The sequence below is a fragment of the Nitrosomonas marina genome, from assembly GCF_900111605.1.
Classification (GTDB): domain Bacteria; phylum Pseudomonadota; class Gammaproteobacteria; order Burkholderiales; family Nitrosomonadaceae; genus Nitrosomonas; species Nitrosomonas marina_A.
Window position 1 is genome coordinate 1 of the sequence record NZ_FOIA01000039.1, and the last position, 11,120, is coordinate 11,120.

Here is an 11,120-nt window from a genome sequence, read left to right on the forward strand (position 1 = left end):
ACAAACACCAGTTTGAAACACCGGATCGCTACTACGCTACAGCCTTGCATGAACTCGGTCACTGGACGGGACATGAAACACGCCTGAACCGCGATCTGGCGCATCCCTTCGGCAGTGAAGGCTATGCGCGCGAAGAACTGCGTGCCGAGATTGCGAGTATGCTGTTCGGCCATGAATTGGGTATCGGTCACGATCCCGGCCAGCATGCGGCGTATGTCGCATCATGGATCAAGACACTCGAAGAAGATCCCACGGAAATATTCCGTGCTGCAGCCGATGCAGAAAAAATACAGGACTATGTACTGGCATTTGCCAGGCAACAGGAATTGGTTGAACAGGAGGCTATCAAAATGGATGAGATCAGACAAAACATCGCAACATATACCGCCAATCTTGCACCCGATCTTGCCACGGTGGCGCAGCAAAACAATCGGCAACTGCAAAAACTCATCGAGCATTTGCCAACGCAACAACAAAATGCCCTGCATCTGGTGGCCGATGCACTCAAATTCTGCAGAAACTTAAGTATCGACAATCTCGAGTTTGAAGAAACGTCACAGGACAAGCTGGGATTGTCCATTCCAGCCGACTGGAACGGGCGTGTGCAGATTCAAGGCAACGTTTTGGAAGCGAATGAGGATGATAACGGTACGGGCAGCAGTCATGTGATACCTGCAAAAGAGATGGGTGTCGCTCCTGAGTTCTGGGGTGCCTATGCACAGCGCAATGATCAAACCTGGGCCTGGATAGCGGATTTCGATGTGGAACAACTAGCCATCGATACAGCGGAAAAACTTGCACTGATTGATGCCATGTCCGAGCGTAACGAATATGAAAAGGGCGTGAAACTTGCACGCATTGATGAATTGCGGATTTGTAACAATCCGCACAGCACTGAAGATGACATTACAGAGGCAAAAGAACAGCGCAAACAGGCTGAAATGCTGGCCATGCAAAACGATGCGGACTTTAACAAAAGGAGGCAAGATATGGAAGCCGATCAAACAATCGATACTCACCAAAACCAACGTAAGAAAACTGGTCAAGAAAGTGATCATACATCACATACATCACATACATCTCGCCAATATCTGGCCGTACCGTATAGCGAGAAAGATCAGGCCAAAGCCGCCGGTGCACGCTGGGACAAGGCAGCCAAAGCATGGTATGTCGGCGAGAACGCAGATATCCGCGCATTGCAGCGCTGGCTGCCGGAAAATGTTACCGTACAACAGAGTCCCGCCATCGATGCGCAAACCGAGTTCGCCAATCTTCTTTGTGATAACGGTTGCTTTGTGGATGGCAATCATCCGGTCATGGATGGACAGTCACACCGTATCAAGGTTGAAGGAGATCGACCTGGTGAGAAATCCGGTTTTTATGTGGTGCATATGGATGGTCATCCTGCTGGATATTTTAACAATCACCGCACGAAAGCCGAGATACGCTGGAAAGCAAAAGGTTATTCGTTAACCGAAGCGCAGAAGGCGGCCTTTGCCGCACAGGTTGCGAGCAAGCAGCAGGAACGCAAAACTGAACAACAGGCACAGTATGTCAAAGTGGCGCAAGCCGTCAAAGAGCTATTGGCCATTGTACTGCCTGCCAATGCCGATCATCCTTACCTGCAAGATAAAAACACGAGGCCAAACGGATTAAAAGTCGTGCCACAATCACCGGATGGTTTACCACAGGATTCCATGATCAGAATCTGCCAGGAGTGGCAGGAAGTCAAAACGGTGCGTGAGCAGCATCCCGAAAGCCTTGTATTTGTTGCCGGTGATCTGCTGCTGCCGATTTATGATGTGAATGGAAACATCTGGAGTGCGCAGACGATACAGCCGAACGGCACCAAGTTGTTTGTTGCAGGTAGCCAGAAGGAAGGCCACTTCCATGTGGTGGGTGGTAACAGCAAGGAACTGGCAGGATTAACGCTACTCAACAAAGCTAAAACCATCATCGTCGCAGAAGGTTATTCCACCGCCGATACCGTATCGCAGGCCATGAATTGTCCGGTTGTGGCGGCATTCGATTCGGGCAATCTCATACCGGTTGCAAAAATCTTACATGAGAAGTATCCAAACAAACCGATTATTATCGCCGGTGATGACGATCAACATCTGGTTGCACTCAACGGCAAAAACACCGGCAGGGAAAAAGCACTGGAAGCAGCGCAATCGGTCAACGGTATTGCCGTGTTTCCGGTATTCGCACTTAATGAGCAGGCATCACAGAAACTCAGCGATTTTAACGATCTGGCCAATAAAAGCGCATTGGGCATGCAAGCCATCAAGCGGCAGGTAGGTGCTGGAATTGAAAAAACAATTCAGCTAAAGACGATTCAGAAACATACGATTCAAAAGCACCAATCCCAACTTAAACACGTCAAAACCCAAAACCAGCCACAACCCGAAACAAAAGCAAAATCACAAAAACGGGCTTTGGTTTAACACTGACAGGAGGATTAATCATGCGTGCCAATCAACAAGCTATTCCTTTAAATCCATCCAGGCCCAATACAGGTGATCTCTATGACAATATTGAAACTCGTCCCGATACCAGCGAAGCACAAAAAGAAATCGGTAGAAACGCTTACATCGAACTGCTCGAATCTCAAGCTCGATGGGCAGGTGGCGCCATACTGGGTTGTAATTTCCCGAAAGACTTTAAAGAACAGGGCGGAACCACGCTCTTAAACCGGCAAATCAAATCCGCCCATGAACTTGCCGTAATGGCACAGATTCTACGTGATCCGCGCTTTGAAACACTGCGCATATTTTATACGCGCAAAAACCGCATTATTCACCACACGGCCATCAGTTCCCGATTACCGGGATCGGTGTATCTGGAAAAGATCAACGGCACCGACAATCATCTGGGTGACTGGGTGATCAATACCCGATTTAAAGTGCAGGCCGATGGTTACTGGTTACTGCATAATCACCCGTCCGGCAGGGCCGCCGCGTCCCGGCTGGATGAACGATTTACTGCACAACTGGCATCTCTCGTACCGGGATTTAAAGGCCATGTCATTATCAACACCAGCCAGTACAGCGTTATCAACCGGAAACTTGAAGTCAGTTTCGTCGACTGGATGGGCGGTCAGGCCGGTGGTTATCAAAACGATGCTTACAAGCAACATGATTATCTGCTGGAAAACATTGCCATGCCGGATGATCTGGCAAGAATCGGTATGGCGTTGAAACACAAAGACCGATACTTCAACCTGATTGGCACCAATGCCACCGGCGCAGTACAGTCGATCAGCGAATTGCCGGTATCAGTTTTGAAACGATCATCAAAGATATTATTGGCAAGGCTGCAAAAATTTACACGCAATGCTGGCGTGAGTTCGATGTTCGCCATCACGCCTGACAAACACTTAAATCACCCGGTATTATTGAAAGCTTGTGAAACAGGAATTTTACGCGATGTTATTGGTGTCGACACCAATAATAACAACGATTACCGTTCTCTCAGAACAGAAAGTGTCATTGCAACCGATTCGAGTCGTGAAATCAGTGCAATGTACAGAAAATCCAGGGCGTTGATTACAGAAGATAACAGTCTGAATGACCTCAAAACCAAAACAACTAAAACAAACATGACTATACAAAGAAGTCGCCGGGGATGTGGCCGGTAAAAAAGTATCGGTTATTGGCATGGTGCATAATAGCAACGAATTTCTCTGATTGCATACAAAATGTAATGTCACCGTTTTTATACAGGTGTCATGGTTTTGTGGGATGGTCTGAGTTATCGTAAAACTGTAGCGTCAACTCCACAAGTTGTGTGTCAATGCCCTATGCATTGACAGGTACTTTTTGTTCCTTCTTTAATTTTATCTTTAGGCGAAGAATTTAAAAAACCAGGCAACTATTTCATTTGGTTGCGGATATCAGGCAATTCGCCGATAAGCTGCTTAAATTTTTCAAGTGTGAGATTGCCATATCCTTTTTCTGATTTTTTCATTACATTTTTTTCTTTCAACTCTGTGAATTGTTCGGAATCCTACTATACCAAACGGCAAAAACTTGCAATACTCTAAGCGAACAAGAAAGTTCTTAAAAACATCTTAAATAATTGCAGAAAAAGAGATTCGATTTTTATGGAAAACAGGAAACCTTTCGAAGAAAGCACTTTTGAAAAAATTATGAGTCGACGTATAAATATAGTGCGCATATCTACAGCAACGCTTTTGTTGACGATAGCATGGATTCTTTCTAAAACACCAGTTGGCTCGAAAATTTTAAATATCTTAGGAGTATTCTTTCTTTCATTTGATCGAGGCCAAAGATTCGAAGCAGGAGTCGTTGATTTCCTAGGTGATGTTGGTTTAGGAAACTTTCCTATGTGGGCTCAGGAATTTATTGTTTGGGCTATGGTATTTGTATTGTTTTATGTCATTAGTGGAAGAATCTCTCGCTCAATCTCTAATAATTTTCTAGCTGCATTTCGTGATGACTTGTTTGAACGTATTGGTATCCCGATGAGCACTGTATTTCCAAACAAAAAAGCAATGCCGTTTCATGCGCCTCAAGGCTCAAATACAGCACAAATATATGACTCGATTTTAAAGTTTGCTTTTGAAGGAGCAAATGATCCCATAAAGCAGAGAGGTCTTTTTAGGAGAAAATCTGCCGAAATTTCATTTACTTGGACACTTCTTACTGGACAGCCTGGTGTTGGAAAAAGCCGGGTTGCAAACGAAGCTGCCCGCGATCTTGCGCAACGAGATTTGTTTGGTGGAAGCAAACCCAAAAAAGGCACTTGGAGTCAGATAAAAACTTGGTGGCGAGAAGAATCCCCCTTTAACACAAGAAAATTAGATGACGATCCTTGGGACGCTGTAAAATTTACCCCAACGGAAGAAAAGATTAATATCCTCGCCAGTTGGTATCCAAGAAAACCCATTTTTATTATCATTGATGATCCCTCGCCAGGTCAGGCTATTGAAGCTTTAAAAACAATTGCTGCACGGAAAAGAATCTTTGCGGCGCCTATACGAGTTTTAATACTTAGTCAAGTAGTTCCTGCAGAATTAACAACTCGACTTGAGAATAATATTACTTCAGATGATGTTTCAAAAGCATTTTGGGGTCAAATACTCAATTTAAACTTGCCTGCAAATCTTGATATGGCAGAGGAATCTGAGCTACGGTTATATATGAAAGGTTTAATGGAAGTTGGAGTTACAGAAAAAGACCTTAATTCTGAAGCAGGCCTTCGACATTTAGCCAGAGCTACTGAAGGAAATCCCTTACTTGTGGAACTAGCTGTAGAAGAAGTAAAAAATGGAACACCAGCTAAAGCATTAACGTTTGATAAAATTATTAATAAAAATGCGGAAAAACTTTTAAAAGAATTAGAACAACACTTTTCCACTGAAGAAATTAATGCACTAGCAATAGCAAATATCGCAGAAATGGCCCCATGGGAAACCTGGACGCAGAATCTTTCAAACTTAAATGGATTTAAAGTACCAAAAATAAAAAAAGTAGTAGATGCCTTCCCATACAGTGAGCGTTCTGAAAAACTACGATCCTACAGTGATGGTATAAACAATAAAAACAGCTTCGAAGTAAATATAGAAAAGAATTATGATCACTCACCATTGGTGCCTATTATCGAACCAAAAATAATTGGCGACAGGTTTCTTGATCTATGTATAAAGGGATCGGGAAATTTTGTAGAAAAGAAGACCGCACATGAGTTTATTCACATAGCAAAAAAAATTAATCCCAGAGGTGTAATAAAAAATGCATTTCGCCGCGCTAGAGGTGAACCAAGCATAATTGGCCTTGCCTTGGTAGAAGACCTTGATCTTGATTCTTTTACCCAAATTGAGGAGATGATTACATATGGATTAAGTTATTCCTTGCGCTACAACGCTTCTTGTCAGCTGTTAACAAAATTGTTCGACCAAATGAATCCCAATCAACTGGATCGCACACTTGAAAGTATTACCTTTGCCCTATGCGCACCTGATACAAGGCCTATACCCGCGCTTGAAGTTATAACAACTATTTTATGGAAGCTTTCAAAATTCGATAAATCAAATAACATTGACGCAAATCGTATCTTTGAGATGCTATACAAATTCTCTGAACAGATACCAACATACGATGTGTATAATTTTGATCTTGATTTACCAGCAAATAATTTTGGTGCTGCACTAAAAGCATATTTTGATGCAATTGAGACTAACTGGAACGACATTGATTTCCTTACTTCATTTTCAAAACTGGGGTCATTGATAATTAACCAACTGAGTTTAAGCTCCCCCGTTTTCTTTGCTCATTTTGAATCCGATGTGCCAGTAGAGTTTAATGATATTTCAATAGAAAACTCTCATGTTCTATTGAGCATTCACAATTCGTTTGCAATAAGCAAAATCTTAAAAAAGAAGACAGATCCATCTTTTAAAGTTTGGACGTTAGATAGGGCAAAAGTTATTGAAAATAAATTCCTTAATCCTAATGCACCACCGAATCTTGTTGCAGAAATTGCCCGAGCATGGATCCCAGTAGTTTATACTGATGTGAATCAATCAGTCTCAATAATTGAGAAACTACAACGGCTAGTTGAGGAATATCCTTCAAATCAATACTTAATAGAAAATGTAACCTATGTAATCGAAGCTCGGGTTTCCAGTCTCATAGGATTTTTAGGTGATTTAGAGCCAGAAACTTTCCAAACTCATTTCACTAGAGATTTTGACTATCTTTTAGAGTTATTTCCGAACAACAACATAATTGTAGGAAGTAAATTAAGAGCTTTTATAAATTATACGAAGGAAATAGGGAGTAGGTATATTCCCTCAAGAAGAAGAAAAGCTGTCCTGCAATTTGTGACAGAAGAAATAAAAAACTTTTGTCGTGTATCGGCTGATAATGAACTAAAGATTTTGCTTCACCAGCTGACCCTATACTCAAATATTTTGAATATACACAACTATGATGAAAGTGCGATAGATGATTTACCAGAAGATATTTTAAAACTTATCAAAACTATAGAATCCCTATCTGCACCTCACGCCGATAGCTGGGCAATTCAGTATGTGCGTGGACTTGGTTGGACTAATCTCGCAGCAATTGCGGGTAATATAAATAAAATTGATATTGCTGAAAATGCATTAAAAAAAATATCTGGTATTACACGACGTTGGGGGGTAGATGTAGGCATGCAAATACTTCACATCGGAACATTGAGCAATGTAATCAGTTCGTATAGTCAAATGCATGATGAACAAACCCGGAAGTACACTGACGAACTTGTAACGAAAGCTGAAGAACTTGCTAATTTACATAGCACTAACATCAATATTATTTGTGCGCTGGGAGCTTGCTGGTCACATATATCAAAAGTACATGGCGATGCGCCTAACTGCGTCGGTGCACCACGCGTTCTAGAATCTGCTAAGCGCATTGATGAACTCCTGGTTTTACAAAAAAATGACATAGAACTACAGATAAGTTGCATTAATGCTTGGAGAAATGTAGCTATATCCCATTCTAATTGTCCTATGGGTGAAGGAGCTGATATAGTGCAGATGGCAGCTAAGCACTTAATTTCACTTAATATACATCCTTTAAACATAGATTTTCATCATGTTAGCTGTGTTAATGCATGGGAAAGAGCTGTCTATTCATACATTTTTGTTAAAGATGGAGGTGGCTTGGATCAGGCTGCTCTATGTGCTGATATGGCAAGCCAGATTGCTGATAAAGCAGATGATGTTAATGTTTTGTCAAATATTTCAAAAGCAACAGGATGGGCTTATGCGGCAACTGCTAATGGTTTACTTCCATCAGGATCAGGCGCTATTCACGCTGAAGCTGCAGCTTTAAAAATTTTGAATTTATTGAATGAGCAGCCAACTGAAGATATTGCAGTACAAGGAGCAAAAGCATGTTGCTATGTTTGCGTGTCGTTTTTGCATAAGGCAGAACATTCTAAAGCATTAAAATATATTGAATGTATAGGCAATCTATCTAATAATTTTCCAAATTCTCAAGAAATTGAGTATTGGTATGGAGTGGCGAACCAGAAAGTTACAAATTTATTATCCAATCAGGTCTAATGACTTGCAATTACAAAGCAACAATCTAATTTCAAGGAACTGAACTATTTTATAAAATGTACCTGTCATTTTTTAATGTATTGACGCACAACTATGTGGAGTTAACACTATAGTTTTGCTGATAAAGTGAATAATGCCGCGATGAAGCCTACTGTAAACATGGCAAAGTCTTCGAATTCAAGAATGTCGAGGTTTTTGTAGACATCACGGTGACACATTCTACAGTAAATGTGGATAATATTACTGATCACTGAGTTTTGGAGAAACTTATAGTGTTTTCCAGCCAATCCGCCCATTTAACTGCTTTAACGATCAAATCAGCGCGATACCGTGCATTATATTCTGGCGTTCTTGAATGGTAATTCGCCACCTTTGTCCAGATATCACCTTGATCATTTTTGATATGCTGGCGAATGCGCCAAGCAGCCAAGTCATAGACATAACATCCGGCCTGCGCAACAAGGTCAGCGGTAATGCCGTATTTGGATAAATCTAGAAGGTACGTCGTATTAAATTGCATCGCGCCAATATCATGCGTGCCGTTACTGTTTTCTACCCATTGACCGGGCTTGCCGCCTTCCTTTTCTGCGATGGCCAACAAAATGTTGGCCGGAATTTCATATTTCACCGCAGCGATAATGGAACATACGATTCGTTCCTGCATGTCTGGCGGTAAATCCATCATAAGCGGATATGTATGTTTCTGGCAATGATCATTGGTGGAGTCATTTATCTTCCAACGGCTTGGGCCGAAGTGGAAGCAGCCGTACTCGGGTACGGTTTGTGTCAATGGTTAGTAAGGCACCATCTGCCAAATCCGTAGACATTTGCTGTAACGCACCGATTACTTGTTTGCCTATAACGTCAGGGCTGACATCATCTGCGCGGATTTGCACTACACTGGGTTTATCACCATGCGTGGCAGCCAGGATGGCGCTGAAATCGAGATCGTGTGTCAGAACAATATAGTCATTCGTTTTGGCGTAAGCCATGATTTCACTGTCCGGCGCATTGTATGCGCCAATTGAAGCCCAGTGCGCTGCTTCAATGCCAGCGTTAACCAGCACCTCAACCCAGCGTGGCGACAAATTCATGTCGATGAGCAGTTTCATTGGGAAGCCAGTATGACTTCACGTTCCTCCGAACGCCATGCCGCATACCGCAGTGCCTGCATAATGTCTTCACGTTCAATATAGGGATAGTCGGTTAGTATTTCATCGACACTGCGGCCCGCGCCAATTTGTCCCACGATCATACCGACTGTAACACGCATTCCCCGGATACATGCCTTACCACCCATGGTGCCGGGTTGCTGGGTGATGCGATCAAGTTGTTCCATATGCTTATCCTTTCAATGGCAGACTATTAATTACTGTTTGTATACAACAATTTCACGTATGCCCATTAAATCAATTAAATAGTTTTTTTTCAAGCAACTGTTAAAACCCCAATTGTCTGCCGTATTTGCTGTTAATAATATCCGGCCAGCCGCCTGCCGATGTGCATTTACCCAGAAACTTGCCGCGTGCCTTGAAAGTCTTGTTCAGACTGATGCCGCCATGACTGTTAAACAGAATGATATCAAAGTAATCCTGAACAAATCCCTTGCATTCGGAAACAACCCCCACACCTTGCAGCATTCCTACCATGCAGAGCACAGTACTGCAGGAGTCTTTTGCCTGAGCCGGCGCGCTTAAAAACAGCATTACTATAAAGCTTATGAAATACTTTTTCATTTATTTGCCTCCTTTGGAAATGTAATTGCCGCTATTCTCGGCATTTTGTCCTGCCTTAACCGCATTCATCAACGGTTCTATGCCTTTGACTGGACTGTTTTTGCGTAATGCGGATAAGCCATAAGCAGTTATCGCTGCAGTCGTTCCTGCTGCCGCAACCAAACCACCGGCGCTGTAACTGCCGATTCCGGCAGTTGAACCGATACTGCTGCCGATAACAATTCCAGAAATCAATGGTGGCAACCTGGAAATCAGCACCCACAAAGCTATGGTAAAGATCAGCATCACTGCCAACTCTTCATAATTCAGAATGTTCTTGCCCATTTTGGTATAAAAACTGGATAACAGATCACTGCCAATGCCTACAATAAGCAGCATTACAAACAGTTGCAGACCAACGCCGAGAACTGTTTTAAAGTAGTTAATGGCAATATCCGTTGTCCATCTAGCGCCGCCAAAACCCAATAGAAAGATTCCAGCGTATAGCAACACCCAGGATGCGATTAAAAGGAGCAACATGTTTACCGCAATTACAGCCAAAATAACGAGAATGGCCAATGACAGAATCAGACCGATGAGGCTATCTATCGGATCAAGAATACTCATATTGTTTGTAGCCTGATGCCAGATCAAAACGCCGGTATCTACAATGCTGGCATGACTGGCGCCGCTTGGGAGTCCAGCTGCGGTTCCTCCCAATTGCTGCATAGAGTCAATAATTGTTCCGGCGATATTTTGTCCGGAAACAGCATTTGTGAGCAGCCAGAAGAAAAATCCTGTAAAAATGATGAAACGTGTAAATTCAGCAAAAAACTCACCAATATCGGCCCTGCGCAACAACATCATGCCGAATGTCCACACCATGGAAATCAATACCAGCGTCCAGAACAAACGTTCGGCAGCAGTTTGAATAACACTTTGCCAGGATTTAACTTTTCCCTGGAATTTGGAGACAACTTGATCAAGAACGCTTTGATTTGTTCCGGGATCAACATAGGATAATTCTGCATAAGCATTAGTAGTTAACAATCCAAGAAGGACTAGAACTAAAAGGGCTGAATGTATTTTCTGCATAGCATTACCCCCATGGGTCTCATGACACGATGTTATTCAGTTGACTCATCCGCTGGTTGTTGAGATATGGGCGTATCAAACCAACCCTTTCTCTCCGGCATTTCACTCAATTCTTTTTTTGGTTCTTTCAATTCAAGCTTGCCGTCAGTAGGTTCGCAGCCTGTTAGAAGCAGAAATAAAATCGTGACTATGGTTATTGGAAATATGCTGAATGGTTTCATCGTTATTTA

Annotated in this window: 9 protein-coding genes; 3 read left to right on the forward strand and 6 right to left on the reverse strand. The window is 42.5% G+C overall.

Annotated elements, in window-relative coordinates; translation table 11 throughout:
• The 3 genes from BMY62_RS14045 to BMY62_RS14055 form a co-directional block, all read left to right on the forward strand.
• On the forward strand, positions 1 to 2,447 hold a 2,447-nt coding region (locus tag BMY62_RS14045), incomplete at its 5' end, for a zincin-like metallopeptidase domain-containing protein (RefSeq protein ID WP_143058828.1).
• A gap of 20 nt (positions 2,448 to 2,467) precedes the next feature.
• The gene (locus BMY62_RS14050; RefSeq protein WP_090661364.1) at positions 2,468 to 3,640 is read left to right on the forward strand and encodes a JAB domain-containing protein; all 1,173 of its coding nucleotides are present in this window, start codon (positions 2,468 to 2,470) and stop codon (positions 3,638 to 3,640) included.
• A gap of 465 nt (positions 3,641 to 4,105) precedes the next feature.
• Complete coding sequence (locus tag BMY62_RS14055) at positions 4,106 to 8,080, forward strand: hypothetical protein (protein WP_090661367.1); 3,975 nt, start codon at positions 4,106 to 4,108, stop codon at positions 8,078 to 8,080.
• A 247-nt stretch (positions 8,081 to 8,327) separates the two neighbouring features.
• On the opposite strand, the gene BMY62_RS14060 is transcribed toward BMY62_RS14055, so the two are convergent.
• From BMY62_RS14060 to BMY62_RS14085, 6 genes are all read right to left on the reverse strand, one after another.
• Complete coding sequence (locus BMY62_RS14060; protein WP_090661370.1) at positions 8,328 to 8,765, reverse strand: lysozyme family protein; 438 nt, start codon at positions 8,763 to 8,765, stop codon at positions 8,328 to 8,330.
• A 40-nt stretch (positions 8,766 to 8,805) separates the two neighbouring features.
• The gene (locus BMY62_RS14065; RefSeq protein WP_090661373.1) at positions 8,806 to 9,192 is read right to left on the reverse strand and encodes a DUF5615 family PIN-like protein; all 387 of its coding nucleotides are present in this window, start codon (positions 9,190 to 9,192) and stop codon (positions 8,806 to 8,808) included.
• A complete protein-coding gene (locus BMY62_RS14070) occupies positions 9,189 to 9,419 on the reverse strand; it encodes a DUF433 domain-containing protein (protein WP_090661376.1) in 231 nt (76 codons plus the stop codon). Before BMY62_RS14070 ends, BMY62_RS14065 begins: the two co-directional genes overlap by 4 nt.
• A gap of 100 nt (positions 9,420 to 9,519) precedes the next feature.
• Positions 9,520 to 9,816 (reverse strand): TrbM/KikA/MpfK family conjugal transfer protein, encoded by a 297-nt coding sequence (locus BMY62_RS14075; RefSeq protein WP_090661379.1) that lies wholly within the window; start codon positions 9,814 to 9,816, stop codon positions 9,520 to 9,522.
• The gene (trbL, locus tag BMY62_RS14080) at positions 9,817 to 10,890 is read right to left on the reverse strand and encodes a P-type conjugative transfer protein TrbL (RefSeq protein WP_090661382.1); all 1,074 of its coding nucleotides are present in this window, start codon (positions 10,888 to 10,890) and stop codon (positions 9,817 to 9,819) included. It abuts the gene before it with no gap.
• Between the two features lie 32 nt (positions 10,891 to 10,922).
• Positions 10,923 to 11,111 carry a hypothetical protein gene (locus BMY62_RS14085; protein ID WP_090661385.1) on the reverse strand — a complete coding sequence of 63 codons (189 nt, stop codon included), beginning with the start codon at positions 11,109 to 11,111 and terminating at the stop codon, positions 10,923 to 10,925.
• Positions 11,112 to 11,120 lie beyond the last annotated feature (9 nt).

What these genes read in the sequence shown, in the direction of transcription:
- BMY62_RS14075 (WP_090661379.1), bottom strand. Translation starts at nt 9,816, where the DNA reads ATGAAAAAGTATTTCATAAGCTTTATAGTAATGCTGTTTTTAAGCGCG.
- BMY62_RS14055 (WP_090661367.1), top strand. Translation starts at nt 4,106, where the DNA reads ATGGAAAACAGGAAACCTTTCGAAGAAAGCACTTTTGAAAAAATTATG.
- trbL (WP_090661382.1), bottom strand. Translation starts at nt 10,890, where the DNA reads ATGCAGAAAATACATTCAGCCCTTTTAGTTCTAGTCCTTCTTGGATTG.
- BMY62_RS14060 (WP_090661370.1), bottom strand. Translation starts at nt 8,765, where the DNA reads ATGATGGATTTACCGCCAGACATGCAGGAACGAATCGTATGTTCCATT.
- BMY62_RS14070 (WP_090661376.1), bottom strand. Translation starts at nt 9,419, where the DNA reads ATGGAACAACTTGATCGCATCACCCAGCAACCCGGCACCATGGGTGGT.
- BMY62_RS14050 (WP_090661364.1), top strand. Translation starts at nt 2,468, where the DNA reads ATGCGTGCCAATCAACAAGCTATTCCTTTAAATCCATCCAGGCCCAAT.
- BMY62_RS14065 (WP_090661373.1), bottom strand. Translation starts at nt 9,192, where the DNA reads ATGAAACTGCTCATCGACATGAATTTGTCGCCACGCTGGGTTGAGGTG.
- BMY62_RS14085 (WP_090661385.1), bottom strand. Translation starts at nt 11,111, where the DNA reads ATGAAACCATTCAGCATATTTCCAATAACCATAGTCACGATTTTATTT.